14 protein-coding genes are annotated in these 13,223 nt (G+C 42.4%); 12 read left to right on the top strand and 2 right to left on the bottom strand.

Annotated elements, in window-relative coordinates:
* The 7 genes from ACTW1R_RS08470 to ACTW1R_RS08440 all read left to right on the top strand — a co-directional run bounded on the left by ACTW1R_RS08470 (nucleotide 1) and on the right by ACTW1R_RS08440 (nucleotide 5,601).
* Nucleotides 1-777, top strand: coding sequence for a dihydroorotate dehydrogenase electron transfer subunit (locus ACTW1R_RS08470; protein ID WP_005226114.1), 777 nt, complete (start codon nucleotides 1-3; stop codon nucleotides 775-777).
* A complete protein-coding gene (locus tag ACTW1R_RS08465; protein WP_010748370.1) occupies nucleotides 777-1,700 on the top strand; it encodes a dihydroorotate dehydrogenase in 924 nt (307 codons plus the stop codon). Before ACTW1R_RS08470 ends, ACTW1R_RS08465 begins: the two co-directional genes overlap by 1 nt.
* Nucleotides 1,700-2,419 (top strand): orotidine-5'-phosphate decarboxylase, encoded by a 720-nt coding sequence (gene pyrF, locus ACTW1R_RS08460; protein WP_156236191.1) that lies wholly within the window; start codon nucleotides 1,700-1,702, stop codon nucleotides 2,417-2,419. The genes ACTW1R_RS08465 and pyrF overlap by 1 nt, the downstream gene beginning before the upstream one ends.
* Nucleotides 2,416-3,051 carry an orotate phosphoribosyltransferase gene (gene pyrE / locus ACTW1R_RS08455; protein ID WP_005226111.1) on the top strand — a complete coding sequence of 212 codons (636 nt, stop codon included), beginning with the start codon at nucleotides 2,416-2,418 and terminating at the stop codon, nucleotides 3,049-3,051. The genes pyrF and pyrE overlap by 4 nt, the downstream gene beginning before the upstream one ends.
* Before the next feature lie 157 nt (nucleotides 3,052-3,208).
* A complete protein-coding gene (locus ACTW1R_RS08450) occupies nucleotides 3,209-3,886 on the top strand; it encodes a carbonic anhydrase family protein (RefSeq protein ID WP_034695625.1) in 678 nt (225 codons plus the stop codon).
* Nucleotides 3,887-4,195: 309 nt separating this feature from the next.
* A complete protein-coding gene (locus ACTW1R_RS08445) occupies nucleotides 4,196-5,098 on the top strand; it encodes a helix-turn-helix domain-containing protein (RefSeq protein ID WP_489927258.1) in 903 nt (300 codons plus the stop codon).
* Nucleotides 5,099-5,112: 14 nt separating this feature from the next.
* Nucleotides 5,113-5,601 carry a pyridoxamine 5'-phosphate oxidase family protein gene (locus ACTW1R_RS08440; RefSeq protein WP_060791939.1) on the top strand — a complete coding sequence of 163 codons (489 nt, stop codon included), beginning with the start codon at nucleotides 5,113-5,115 and terminating at the stop codon, nucleotides 5,599-5,601.
* Between the two features lie 250 nt (nucleotides 5,602-5,851).
* On the opposite strand, the gene efbA is transcribed toward ACTW1R_RS08440, so the two are convergent.
* The gene (gene efbA / locus ACTW1R_RS08435; protein ID WP_156236187.1) at nucleotides 5,852-7,552 is read right to left on the bottom strand and encodes a fibronectin-binding protein EfbA; all 1,701 of its coding nucleotides are present in this window, start codon (nucleotides 7,550-7,552) and stop codon (nucleotides 5,852-5,854) included.
* A gap of 108 nt (nucleotides 7,553-7,660) precedes the next feature.
* Nucleotides 7,661-8,059, bottom strand: coding sequence for a DUF1622 domain-containing protein (locus ACTW1R_RS08430; protein ID WP_010748365.1), 399 nt, complete (start codon nucleotides 8,057-8,059; stop codon nucleotides 7,661-7,663).
* A gap of 126 nt (nucleotides 8,060-8,185) precedes the next feature.
* Between ACTW1R_RS08430 and ACTW1R_RS08425 the strand changes: the two genes are divergently transcribed.
* From ACTW1R_RS08425 to ACTW1R_RS08405, 5 genes are all read left to right on the top strand, one after another.
* Nucleotides 8,186-8,773, top strand: coding sequence for a hypothetical protein (locus tag ACTW1R_RS08425; protein ID WP_167821882.1), 588 nt, complete (start codon nucleotides 8,186-8,188; stop codon nucleotides 8,771-8,773).
* 364 nt (nucleotides 8,774-9,137) lie between these two features.
* On the top strand, nucleotides 9,138-10,190 hold the full coding sequence (trpX, locus tag ACTW1R_RS08420; protein ID WP_156236185.1) for a tryptophan ABC transporter substrate-binding protein: 1,053 nt from the start codon (nucleotides 9,138-9,140) through the stop codon (nucleotides 10,188-10,190).
* A gap of 78 nt (nucleotides 10,191-10,268) precedes the next feature.
* Nucleotides 10,269-11,153 (top strand): ABC transporter permease, encoded by an 885-nt coding sequence (locus ACTW1R_RS08415; protein WP_010748362.1) that lies wholly within the window; start codon nucleotides 10,269-10,271, stop codon nucleotides 11,151-11,153.
* Complete coding sequence (locus ACTW1R_RS08410) at nucleotides 11,153-11,911, top strand: ABC transporter ATP-binding protein (RefSeq protein ID WP_271813810.1); 759 nt, start codon at nucleotides 11,153-11,155, stop codon at nucleotides 11,909-11,911. The genes ACTW1R_RS08415 and ACTW1R_RS08410 overlap by 1 nt, the downstream gene beginning before the upstream one ends.
* A gap of 412 nt (nucleotides 11,912-12,323) precedes the next feature.
* Entirely contained in the window at nucleotides 12,324-13,193 is an 870-nt protein-coding gene (locus ACTW1R_RS08405) for a shikimate dehydrogenase (protein WP_015509715.1), read from the top strand.
* The last annotated feature ends 30 nt before the right edge of the window (nucleotides 13,194-13,223 follow it).

The following is a 13,223-nucleotide window of genomic DNA, read 5'->3' as shown; positions in this document are numbered from 1 at the left end:
ATGAAGCAAGAAATCATGACCATCAGCAAACAGCGTCAACTGGCACCGCGGATTTTTGAAATGACATTGACGGGTGAATTAGTCAATGAGATGAGGACCCCAGGGCAATTTCTACACCTGCGGGTTCCTCAAAATGCCTTTCTTCTTCGCCGACCGATCAGTATCAATCATATTGATGCTGAGAAAAAAGAATGCCGAATCATTTATCGGGTCGAAGGAGATGGCACAAGAATTTTTTCAGAAATGACTGTTGGTGATCCAATCGATGTGATGGGGCCGTTAGGAAATGGGTTTCGCTATCATCATTTAAACCAGGGGGACACTGCATTTATCGTAGGTGGCGGTATCGGTGTACCGCCGCTCTATGAATTATCGAAACGCCTGACACAACAAGGCGTCCACGTCATTCACTTTTTGGGCTTTGCCAGCAAAGACGTCATGTATTATGAAGAGGAATTTCGCGCACTGGGAGATACGAGGATCGCTACCGATGATGGCAGCGCGGGTTTACAAGGAAATGTTGGCAACCTGTTATTAGCTGCAGAGCAAACACCTGCGGCGGTCTTTGCTTGCGGAAATAACGGTCTTTTAAAAACCACCGCCCAGCTTTTCGAAGACCTTCCAGATGTTCAATTATCAATGGAGGCGCGAATGGCTTGCGGGATGGGTGCCTGTTATGCCTGTGTTTGCCATACGAAAGATGATGAACAAGGCACAAAAAGTGTCAAAGTTTGTGACGAAGGGCCTGTATTTCAGGCGAGAAAGGTGGTCATTTAATGTCGATCAATGTCGAGCTACCCGGATTGAGTCTAAAAAATCCGATCATGCCTGCCAGCGGCTGTTTTGGGTTTGGTGCAGAATATGATAAATATTATGACATCAGTCAATTAGGTGCGGTGATGATCAAAGCGACCACACCTGAACCACGTTTCGGCAATCCGACCCCAAGGGTAGCAGAAACGCCTAGCGGTATGTTAAATGCCATCGGGTTGCAAAATCCTGGGTTAGAAGCGGTCATGAATCAAATTTTGCCCGACTTGGCTCAAAAACACCCCGATTTGCCAATCATCGCGAATGTTGCCGGTTCGACCGTCGAAGATTATGTTCTTGTGTGTCAGGAAATCAGTCAGGCAGAAAATGTCAAAGCGATCGAATTGAATATCTCTTGCCCGAACGTCAAGCATGGCGGTATCACGTTCGGAACCGATCCTACGGTTGCTGGTGCATTGACTGAAGCGGTCAAAAAAGTCTCGCAAGTGCCGATCTATGTCAAACTTTCGCCGAATGTGACGGATATCGTCCCAATTGCGCAAGCGATCGAAGCAGGCGGCGCCGACGGGTTTACGATGATCAATACACTTTTAGGCATGCGGATCGATCTAAAAACACGGAAACCAATTTTAGCTAACCAAACGGGGGGCTTGTCTGGTCCGTCAATCAAACCAGTGGCGATTCGCCTGATCAAACAAGTGGCGCAAGTTTCTCAATTACCAATTATTGGCATGGGGGGCGTGATGTCAGTGGATGATGTCCTTGAAATGTATCTGGCAGGTGCTAGTGCTGTTGCAGTCGGAACCGCAAACTTTACCGATCCTTACATTTGCCCAAAGTTGATTGAAGAATTGCCTATACGAATGGCAGAATTAGGAATCCCTTCTTTGGAACAGCTGATAAAAGAAGTGAGAGAGGAGCACATGTGATGAGTGAACGGCCAATTATTGCCTTAGATTTTCCTAACAAACAGGCTATTGAAACTTTTTTAGCGCATTTTCCTAAAGAGGAAAAGTTGTTTGTGAAAGTGGGAATGGAGATTTTCTACCAAGAAGGACCAGCGATCGTTGCTTGGTTAAAAGACTGTGGTCATGATATTTTTTTAGATTTAAAACTACATGATATTCCCAATACAGTAGGACGAGCAATGGAACGCTTAGCTTCTTTAGGTGTGGCTTTGACGAATGTTCATGCAGCCGGTGGGATCGAAATGATGACTGCTGCTAAAAAAGGCCTGCAGCAAGGAACCCCCGCAGGGCACAAAGTTCCTGATTTGATTGCAGTTACCCAATTGACCTCCACTAGTGAGGCACAAATGCATCATGATCAGCAGATCATGACGTCACTGCAAGAAAGTGTCATGCATTACGCCACTTGTGCCCAAAAAGCTGGGTTAGAGGGTGTTGTTTGCTCCGCTCACGAAGCAAAGCAGATCAAACAAAGGACAACGGATGCCTTCATACGCTTGACGCCTGGTATCCGACCAGCCGGCAGTGAAGTTGGTGATCAAAAACGGATCATGACACCTGCACAAGCTCGTAAAGCAGGGGCTACCATGATCGTTGTGGGACGTCCAATCACCCAATCTAAGGCACCGTATGAAAGTTATCTGCAAATAAAACAAGAATGGAAGGAAGCTAGCCAATGAAAGAACAATCCAATCAAATCGCCAAAGATCTTTTAGACATCGAGGCGATTTTCTTACGACCGAATGAACCATTTACTTGGGCAAGCGGCATCAAAAGCCCTATTTACTGCGACAATCGAATCACTATGAGTTATCCACATGTACGTCGCGCCATTGCGAAAGGCTTAGCTGCAGTCATCAAAACGACTTACCCAGAAGCAGAAGTGATTGCAGGGACCGCAACAGCTGGGATTCCCCATGCTGCATGGGTCGCTGAATTGTTAGATTTGCCAATGGTTTATATTCGCAGCAAAGCAAAAGAACACGGTAAAGGCAATCAAATTGAAGGGCGTATTCAACCAAATCAAAAAATGGTCGTCATTGAAGATTTATTGTCAACAGGTGGCAGTGTCTTAGAAGCTTGTGAAGCAGCCAAAAGAGAAGGAGCCGATGTATTAGGCGTCGCTGCGATCTTTACTTACGAGCTGCCTCAAGTCCAAGAAAATTTTGATCAAGCAGGTTTATCCTATGTGACTTTGACAAACTATACAGCGTTGATCGAGTCGGCTTTAGAAACGGGTGCTATTCAAGAATCTGATGTTGCCCTGTTACAAGAGTGGCGTAAAGATCCTGCTGCTTGGTTGAGTGAATAAGGAATTGAAATAAGAAACGGATATGTGAGGGAATGACCAAGCATATTCGTTTTATTTTTACCTATTTTCTGATAGCATTGGAAGAAAGTTTTTTGATAGGAAGGGCTTTACCTTGCTGTCAACTTGAATTAGGAGGCTGTTTTTTTTGAAAAGAAATATGGACGTTCCCTGGAGTTATTCCGGAGACAATGGACCTGAACATTGGCACACTTTGTGCGACTGGTATGCACAAGGCGCCGAATTTCCTTACCAATCCCCAATCGCTTTAATCCACGATGAGACCGAAGAACCCATCGATCAGGACTTGGCTTTTCACTATAAACGAGAGCGGTTCACGGAAAAAGAATTCAAAAATACGATTCACTTCGTTCCTTATAACAAAGAAAGCTATGTCACATTTAAAGGGATCAACTACTATTTGACGGATATTCATTTTCACATGCCGTCTGAACACATTATCGATGACGAGCAGCAAGAGTTAGAGTTTCATCTCGTTCATATGAATGATGACGGAGAAAACTTGGTGGTGGGTATCTTATTCAAACTGACGGATAAACTCAACTGGATCTGCAATCAGCAAGACGACAGCATCTGGGACTTTGAGAACCACACCCAATGGTTTGATCCGAGCATGTTCTTGCCAGAGCGCACCCACCATTTTCATTATGTTGGTTCCTTGACGACCCCACCAACGAAAGGGCCAATCAACTGGTTTGTCTTTGACTGGATTGGGGAGATGAGCCGTCGCTTCATTTTAGAATTCCGCGAAGAAGTATTAGAAAATAATAATCGCCCATTACAAGACCGCAAAGATCGGCCTATTTATTTCTATTGATTTATAAAAATGGTTCCTTTTACGTATTTTCTTCGGACTTCTCTTCTGATTATCCTATAAAACCCGACGTAGTGGGAACCTTCTAGCAATACAATAGTTTAAAAACGAACGGAAAAAAAAGACGAAAATCCTCGTCTTTTTTTTATTTTCATAGGCATCGAGCACAAAGACTATGCTAAACTAATCAATAAGCAGGTTTTAAGTATTCGTTTTATTGTGAAATAAAACACAATTGAATCAATTGAAAAAGAGCAGACACGGTAAAGCTTTTTTAGCGAATTATTTTATAGTAAAAGAAAGGAAATTCATATGCATGCATGGGAGGCAATCCAAAAATCAATCGATTATATTGAAGACAATCTTACCGAGCCGTTAGAGATCGAAACGTTGGCGCAAGTTGCATCATTGTCCGTTTTTTATTATCAGCGCTTATTCACTCGTTTGGTTAAAATTTCTGTTAGGGAATATATAAAACTGCGTCGTTTGGCAATAGGTGCGCTTTTATTGAAAAACCAAAAGAAGCGAGTCATTGATGTCGCTTTTGAAGTCGGCTTTAGCAGTCATGCCGTTTTTTCAAGAACGTTTAAAACGGTCTATAGAATTTCACCCTCGCTTTATCAGAAAAAGCCCATTGGCTTACAAAACTTTGATAAGCCAGATCTTTCATTAGGCTATATTGTGACGGAAGAGGGTATCCCATTGATCAGTGAAGGGGTTGTTTTAGAAATCCAGAAAAAAAGCAATCCGCATCCGCTGGTCTTCTATGGGATCGTCGGTTACTACCCATTCAACTATGGGAAAATGCTAGGGCAACGGACATGGATCGACCCGATTGAAGAAATTTGGCATGAATTTCTTCAAAAGATTGCCAATCAACCGGGAAATGCCAACTACCAGATCGGTGTTTCGTTTCCAGGAGATGCGCCAGAAGGCTATTCGAGTTACTTTGTTGGCCAAGTAGGTGATGACTCACAGGGATCGACCTTCAGTGAATGGACGCTACCGGCTAGGGATTACGTTGTTTGCAGTTTTGATACGATTTCAGAGCAACTGATCATCAATATGGGGAAGGCGATGCGCTATACCCGTTTCTGGTTAAAGAAAAATGGGTGGATTGCTGAGGATTTTTTCCCTGAGCTTTATCAAGAAAGAGAAAATCAGGTCGTTCATGTTGAATTATGGATTCCTTTTAAAAAAAGAAGTGAGATGTAAGGAGGAACAGTACAATGACTCAGTTTGAAGAAGGAGTAAAACTACTTGAAGAAAAATTCGGACATTTTAAAGACAATGTGATCGCCCTTGCCACGACTGCTTGTAACGAGAATGACAAGGGAGAAACACAGCCAGTCGTCCGAGAAGTAGATGCTTTTTATGAAGACGGCGTTTTTTACGTGTCAACTCATGAGCAATCAAACAAAATGAAGCAAATCAGTAAGAATTCAGCAGTTGCGATTGCTGTCAGTGGTGAATGGTTTACTGCGATCGGTCAAGGAGAGAATTTAGGGTGGGTGCTAGACCCTAAAAATGCAGAATTAAGAAGCAAAATTCGCAAAGCCTTTGTCTGGTACGACGAAGTTAACAATGAGGATGATAAAGGCTGTTGTTTTCTAGCGATCCGTTTGACCAAAGGAACGTTGAATATCAATCACTGGGAAAAGCTGTATCATTTTGATTTTGAGAAGAAAGTCACTATGGAGGATGGCGGGATTTATTAGCCAGCAGAGCCTATTAGCCGCAGGTGCTGTTCAATTGCCATTCTAGCGGATCTAGCAGATATGTTGATGTCTGAATTCTGAGAAGGCTTGCCTTTTGTGATACAAGCTAAGCAAAATTGTTGCTGAAAGAGCAGTAGATAGAACGAAAAAGCATAAAAACCGATCACAAGCGCGTGCCTCTTCGCAGCGCTTATGATCGGTTTTTGATTGATTACTTTATGATTTTTGATCCGAATAAACTTAGAAACAGCTAGGACTGTTTTAATCTCAAAATTCCCTCATCAGGTGTCACAAAAAGTGTTTTTTGATTCTCATAAATGACGAATCCAGGCTTGGCACCATTCGGTTTCCGAATATGTTTGACTTGCACGTAGTCCACCGGTACTTGGGCAGATTGACGATATTTTGAGAAATATGCGGCAAGCTCTGCAGCTTCCATTAAGGTTGTCTCACTAGGATCATCCGAACGAATGATGACATGAGAGCCAGGAATATTTTTGGTATGCAGCCAGATATCACTCTTACGAGCTGTTTTTAAGGTCAGTTGGTCATTTTGTAAATTGTTTTTTCCGACGAAAATTTCAGTTCCGTCTGAAGAAAGAAATCGTTCTGGTTGCGAAGGAGCAGCTTTTTTACGCTGTTTCGCCCGATTTTTGACATAGCCTTGTGCGATCAGTTCTTCCCGAATAACCGCCAGATCCATGGGAGAGGCGATTTCTAATTGGGCTAACACGGATTCGAGATACGCGATTTCTTCTTTCGTTTCGGCAATCTGCTGATGGATCAGTTTGACTGCATTTTTTAATTTCTGGTAACGTTGAAAATATTTCTGAGCATTTTGATTGGGAGAAAGAGCAGGATCGAGTTTGATCGTTAAAAGCCGATTCTCATCATAATAATTTTCTAAATCAACTGAAGCAGCACCACGGGGGACTTGATTCATAAAGGTCGTCAAAAGCTCACCTTTTTGACGGAATTCTTCGGCGTTTTCTGAATCGATCAACGTTTGTTGGCGTTTCTTTAACTTCAACTGGTTCCGTTTCAGTTCATTCTCAATTTTTTTCAGTAATTCGCCACCTTGTTGTTTGACCCGATCTCTTTCCGCCTTGTCGTGATAAAACGCATCTAAAAGCTCACTCAGACTCTGATAATGGGTGACAGTGGTGGTCGCATCGATCAATGATGGATAGGGAATTGGTGTAAAATATTCCTTTTTTTCTGACTGGAGATAACTTGGTGCTAGCTCCTGGGTAAGCTCTGTAAAGAAAGCTTCCCACTGACGCAGTTTTTCATTGGGATTGGCATTGATTCGAGCGATTAATTCTTCTGCTGTATCGCGGCCTAAGCCTTGGAATCGTTGTTGAAGTTCTTTTGCCGTCAATGGATCAAGAGTAGATAATTCTTCAAAAATCTTGGTGCGAGAGGCTGTGAAAGGATTAAGCGTCGATTGCTTTGGTGGTGCAACATAGACAGCACCTGGCAATAAGGTACGATACGTATTTTGTGAATGACCAATGTGTTTGATCGTATCGACGATTTTTCCGCTCGTCTTATTCATTAATAAAATCGTACTGTGACGGCCCATTAGTTCGACGATCAAGACGAGGGCTTGCAAATCACCTAATTCATCTCGTCGCGTGAAATGAAAATGGATCACACGGTCATTGTCGATTTGTTCGATTGATTCTAAGATCGCCCCTTCTAAATATTTCCGTAGCATCATCAAGAAATTCGGTGGGGTTTCTGGATTGCTATAGGCGATCGTTGTGCATTGTACACGAGCATAGGTGGGGTGTGCGGATAGCAAAAGTTTGTGATTTTTCCCTTGGGAACGAATCACAAATACGACCTCATTTTCATAAGGTTGATGAATTTTGTTTACACGTCCACTGGTTAATTGATTTTGTAATTCTTGGACCATTAAATGGGTAAAGACACCATCAAAAGACATATTGTTTCCCTCTTTTCTTTTAAGGATAGTTTGACTGAGGGATTGATCCTTCCAATGTCAAATATTCCTATCTATTATACCGAAGAATCCAAAGAAAAGCCATGGCAGCTAGCTTTCCTTTTTCTTGGTAGGTTGGTGATCGGTGGTTTGCAGTGCACGCTCGATTTCCTTATTCAAGAAATAAGAGATAACTGTCCGAATAATAACGACGGCAGCTAGACGTACGATGTCTTCGAAAGTAGGGTGGATGATCGTCTCAATAATATCTGCTGCAATCAAGATCTCCAGACCTAATAAGACATAGCTCCCTAAATAATTGCGGATAAAATTATTCTCTCTGGCTGCCACCAATCGATCCTTTTCTGTTAATTCGTAGCGCACAAAGTCAATGCCTGCGATCAATACACCCCAAACGATGACAAAAATGGAGAGAAAGTTCAAACAGACAACGATGAAATCGAAGATTGGATTGGCTCCAGACATCAATGAATCAGCTAGATTATGCATAATGACTCCTTTACCGTTTTCTTTTATCTTACCGAATTATCGAAGAAATGTGAAGTTTCTTGACGTTCTAGGAGGGAATTGATAGTATGAATTAATAGTAGGATTTTTAAAAAAGGTGGGCAAATTATGGAACAAGTTAGGAACTTTGTTCATTACACGAAAGAAAAAATAGTTGAAAGCTGGCAAGCTTTTTTAGATGATCTTTATCGAGATCAGAAAAAAACGATTTTCACGCTGATCGGGGGAATTCTTTTCGCACTGGTCTTCGCAGGTTTGATCGTCTTTTCTCAAAATCGTATCAATGCTTCTTTAGTGGATCGGATCGCTTTTGACAAGCTGCCGTCAGAAAAAGTACAGCCATTGCCTTATCTGACTGCAGACAAGACGATTCGTGAAACACGAGCGATCTCGGTGATGTTTAGTAAGCCCAACGGACCTCAACTCGATCAAGTATTTGATCTGATCCAAGCGCAAGAAGATGAGCTGAATCGGACATTTTTTTATTATCCAATCGTCTATGATGCGGCTTTTTTCTCCAATGAATACAGCGTTGATCCTGATAAAGTGACGTTTGTTTTTTATGAAGAAGGGGTTGAGAAAAATCGCTTTACCTTTGATTCATTTGAGCAGCCAACGACGGAATTCATCCCAGAATTGAATCGTTTACCGATGTGGACGATTCGTTCTTCTGCCAATGATGATAAAAAAATCTGACAATTTGACAGAAAATTGTTGACGTTTTTTTATCAATAAGCTAAACTGAATTCAATCAAGAAAGAAAACAAGTTGAGAAGGAGGAACAATCATGAAACTATTTATTCCATTGCAAGTGAAATCATGGCAAAACTGGCGTAGATAGTTGTATTGATGGGACCTCATTCCATAGATACAACTTTTTAGAGAACCTTCTAAAGTGCTGTATCTATGCTGGTAGTTGAATTTATCGCCGCATAGGACAAGCTTCTATGCGGCTTTTGCTTACTTGCAATTGCCGTCACATAGGCAGTTGCTTTTTTTGTTCTCAAAAACCATAAAATGAAAAACACGAAAAACGTAAGCAGAAAAAGGAGAATGAAAAATGAAAAACAAGGGATTAATTGCATCGGTTACCGTTATTTTATTATTTTTAGGAGCGACATTTGTCTATCAGTTAGGAATGAGAAGTGGGACCAATCAAGCTAGTGAGACTTCGGAACCAGTAGAAAAAGCTGAAAAAACAGTCGGGATCTTACAATTTGTCAGTCATGAAGCACTGGATGCGATCACCGAGGGGATCAAAGAAGGCCTTAAAGAATCAGGCTATACCGAAGGGGACAACTTGACGATCGAATTCCAGAACGGTCAAGCGGATCAAAGCAAATTGGCAACGATGAGTCAGCAGCTGCTAAATAAAGATGCCGACGTTTTGGTTGGGGTAGCAACACCCGCAGCACAAGCGTTGGCGAATGTCACTCAGGATGTACCGATCGTTTTAGGAGCGGTCACTGATCCAGTTGGGGCAAATCTGGTGGCAGATATGGATCAACCCGGCGGCAATATCACTGGTGTTTCCGATAAAGCACCAGTTGCTGCACAAATCAAACTAGCAAAAGATTTGCTGCCAGAGGCAAAAACAGTCGGTATTTTGTATTCTTCGACCGAAGACAATTCGAAATACCAAGTGGCAGAAGCAGAAGCTGCTGCCGAAGAAAATGGCTTGACCAGCAAATCCTATGCCGTTCCTTCAAGTAATGAAATTGCGCAAATGGTGCAAGTGATGGCACGGGAAGTCGATTTTATCTATATTCCGTTAGACAATACGATCGCAAATGCTATGCAGACCGTGGTTCAAGAAGCCAATAAATCAAAAACACCAATCATTACTTCCGTAGACACGATGGTGGAACAAGGCGGTTTGGCAACGGTCGGACAAGATCAATTTACGATAGGCGTGGAAACTGGGAAGATGGTGGCAGCAATTCTTGATGGGACAGCAGAACCTGCGACAACACCAATCTATACATTCAGCGATGGCGAAACGATCATCAATGAAACCCAGGCGCAGTTATTGGGCATCACTATCCCAGAAAACCTTAAAGACGAGGCGAAACTGATTACAACGACGCCAGAAAGCGAAGCAAGTGATGAGTAACTACCAAGAACAGCGACCACCTGCGATCATCGAGAGGGTCTTGAAAGAGAAAACTTGTAAGAATATGGAGGAAGAATGATGATTGTTTCAGCAATAGGGCAAGGACTACTTTGGGGAATCCTGGGATTAGGGATTTTTATGACCTATCGAATTTTGAATTTCCCGGATATGACGACGGAAGGGTCCTTTCCGTTAGGCGGTGCTGTCTGTGTGACAGCGATCACCCATGGGGTGTCGCCCGTCTTAGCGACTTGTTTAGGAGTATTGGCTGGGATGTGTGCGGGCTGTGTGACAGGACTTCTTTATACAAAAGGCAAAATTCCCGTGATTTTAGCTGGAATCTTGGTGATGTCTTCATTGAACTCGGTCATGCTGTTTGTGATGCGCTCACCCAACCTCTCTTTATTAAACCAACCGAAAATTCAAGATTTTTTTACTAGAATGAATTTACCGAATTATTATGATACGGTGATCATTGGATTGATCATGGTCTTGTTGATCGGGGGCGTCTTGGTTTACTTTTTCCATACGAATTTGGGTCAAGCTTACATCGCTACAGGTGATAATGAGCATATGGCAAAATCGATGGGGATCAATACCGATCGAATGAAAATCATTGGATTGATCGTCTCCAATGGCGTGATCGCACTCTCAGGCGCATTGATTGCGCAAAATGACGGCTATGCCGACATAAGCAAAGGTATCGGTGTGATCGTTATCGGACTGGCGTCAATCATCATTGGTGAAGTGTTATATGGGGAACTGACCTTGCTGGAACGTTTGATCGCTATTGTGATTGGCAGCATTATTTACCAATTATTGATCCTATTTGTGATCAAAGCTGGATTTGATACGACCTACTTGAAGATCTTCTCTGCAATCGTCTTGACGATCTGCTTGTTGATCCCTCAATTTAAACAAGCCTTGCATCTACGCACTGGTTTTGAAACGGAGGACGAATAATGTTAGCCTTAAAAAAAGCCTTTAAAGTTGTCGGCAACGGACCGAATGAGAAAAAAGTACTCTTGAATAAAATCGATCTTTCTTTAAAGCCAGGAGAGTTTGTTACGATCGTTGGAGGAAACGGCGCCGGCAAAAGCACGTTATTCAACTGCATCTCAGGCACCATGCCCTTGACGAGTGGGCAAGTGATGATCGATGATCAAAATGTGACTACACTTTCGGAAGAAAAACGCGCACGCTTTTTGGCGCGGGTTTTCCAAGATCCGAAAATGGGCACTGCTCCCCGTATGACAGTGGCAGAAAATCTGCTGTTAGCCCAAAAAAGAGGGCAAAAACGGTCACTTGGTCTTCGACAACTCCAAGGACAAAGGGAAATGTTCTTTGCACTTTGTAAAGAAATCGGCAACGGGTTGGAAAATCATTTGGATACGCCAACGGGCAGTTTATCTGGTGGTCAACGACAGGCACTAAGTTTATTGATGGCAACGATCCAAACTCCAAAACTGTTGTTGCTAGATGAACATACGGCTGCGTTAGATCCAAAGACCTCCAAACAGCTGATGCAAATCACTGCAAAACGCGTGGAAGAACAAAACCTGACCTGTTTAATGATCACCCATCGGATGGAAGATGCATTAAAATACGGAGACCGCTTGATCCTGCTCAGAAAAGGGGAGATCGTCAAAGATCTTTCAGCAGAGGAAAAAGCGCAATTAAGCTTACCTGAACTATTATTGTTCTTTGAGGATGACTTATAAATCCTTGATAGAACAGTGTTTTCAAAAAAAACAATCAAATAAATGAAAAAAATAAGAAAAAATCATTGACATCTTTCAAAGTTAAACCTATACTTAGGTCAATCTTACATCAGTTTGGAGCGAACGACTATGCAAAAATTATTGCTAACGAACCCCACACAACTGAATAAATATTACTTTAGCTATTTTAGATAGGTTTGTATTCATGAAGGCATGGGTACAAACGCTAAGTTTGTATCTATGATGGCTAGAGCATTTCGTAATGAATTCGCAGCCACGTAGATCGTAAAATCTATAGTGGCTATTTTTTATATTCACATATCGGCTCTGTCGTTATGTAATGTTTGAAGGTGTTCACTGTAGATTCTTAAATTTACGGTGGACATCTTTTTTGTTGAAAGGAATGAACCAGATGAAACAAATGATAACCGGACACACACGGTTGGCGGCACTATTTGCCAAACCAGCCAAACACAGCATCTCTCCAGCGATGCACAATCTTTCTTTTGAAGAACAAGGGATCGACGCCGTGTATCTGGCCTTTGATGTTGAGCCGGATGATTTAGCCGCTAGTATCCAAAGCATCCGTCAGTTGGACCTCTTAGGTGTCAATTTATCGATGCCTCACAAAATGGCGGCTGTAGCGCTGATGGATGAATGTTCACCAGCAGCCGAGTTGATCGGCGCAATCAATACGATCGTCAATCAAGAAGGTCGCTTGATTGGGCACAATACAGACGGCATCGGCTTTATGCGAGCTCTTGAGGACATTCAAGTATCCATCATTGGCGACACCATGACGGTGATTGGAGCTGGCGGAGCGGCGACAGCGATCATTAGCCAAGCCGCACTAGACGGCGTCAAAACGATCCATGTCTTTAACCGCAAGGATGAGTTTTATCCAATCATCCAAGAAAAATTAACACAGATTGCACAAAAAACAGCTTGTGAAATTACCTTAACCGACTTAGAAGATCAGATGGCTTTAAAAACAGCCATCGATCAAAGCAGCTTATTGGTAAATGCCACGGGCGTGGGAATGAAACCAAATGATACCGTAAGTCCTCTGAAAGATAAAACACTCCTACGGGAATCATTAGCTGTCTATGATGTCATCTATAATCCAAGAGAAACGCAGCTTTTGAAAGATGCGAAAGCAGTCGGCGCCAAAACTGCAAACGGCTTAAGCATGCTACTCTATCAAGGTGCAGCCGCATTTGAACTTTGGACTGGCAAAGCGATGCCTGTTGAAAAAGTCAAAGCACTCATCGAATCCATGTAAAAAATAAAAAACAGAAAAAAACGAAAGTAG

The organism is Enterococcus sp. R12 (genome assembly GCF_058135755.1).
This window is presented reverse-complemented; position numbering and strand designations above follow the sequence as displayed.

Bases quoted from the DNA above. Each gene is read 5' to 3' on its own strand.
- ACTW1R_RS08470 (WP_005226114.1), top strand. From the start codon at position 1: ATGAAGCAAGAAATCATGACCATCAGCAAACAGCGTCAACTGGCACCG.
- ACTW1R_RS08465 (WP_010748370.1), top strand. From the start codon at position 777: ATGTCGATCAATGTCGAGCTACCCGGATTGAGTCTAAAAAATCCGATC.
- pyrF (WP_156236191.1), top strand. From the start codon at position 1,700: ATGAGTGAACGGCCAATTATTGCCTTAGATTTTCCTAACAAACAGGCT.
- pyrE (WP_005226111.1), top strand. From the start codon at position 2,416: ATGAAAGAACAATCCAATCAAATCGCCAAAGATCTTTTAGACATCGAG.
- ACTW1R_RS08450 (WP_034695625.1), top strand. From the start codon at position 3,209: ATGGACGTTCCCTGGAGTTATTCCGGAGACAATGGACCTGAACATTGG.
- ACTW1R_RS08445 (WP_489927258.1), top strand. From the start codon at position 4,196: ATGCATGCATGGGAGGCAATCCAAAAATCAATCGATTATATTGAAGAC.
- ACTW1R_RS08440 (WP_060791939.1), top strand. From the start codon at position 5,113: ATGACTCAGTTTGAAGAAGGAGTAAAACTACTTGAAGAAAAATTCGGA.
- efbA (WP_156236187.1), bottom strand. From the start codon at position 7,552: ATGTCTTTTGATGGTGTCTTTACCCATTTAATGGTCCAAGAATTACAA.
- ACTW1R_RS08430 (WP_010748365.1), bottom strand. From the start codon at position 8,059: ATGCATAATCTAGCTGATTCATTGATGTCTGGAGCCAATCCAATCTTC.
- ACTW1R_RS08425 (WP_167821882.1), top strand. From the start codon at position 8,186: ATGGAACAAGTTAGGAACTTTGTTCATTACACGAAAGAAAAAATAGTT.
- trpX (WP_156236185.1), top strand. From the start codon at position 9,138: ATGAAAAACAAGGGATTAATTGCATCGGTTACCGTTATTTTATTATTT.
- ACTW1R_RS08415 (WP_010748362.1), top strand. From the start codon at position 10,269: ATGATTGTTTCAGCAATAGGGCAAGGACTACTTTGGGGAATCCTGGGA.
- ACTW1R_RS08410 (WP_271813810.1), top strand. From the start codon at position 11,153: ATGTTAGCCTTAAAAAAAGCCTTTAAAGTTGTCGGCAACGGACCGAAT.
- ACTW1R_RS08405 (WP_015509715.1), top strand. From the start codon at position 12,324: ATGAAACAAATGATAACCGGACACACACGGTTGGCGGCACTATTTGCC.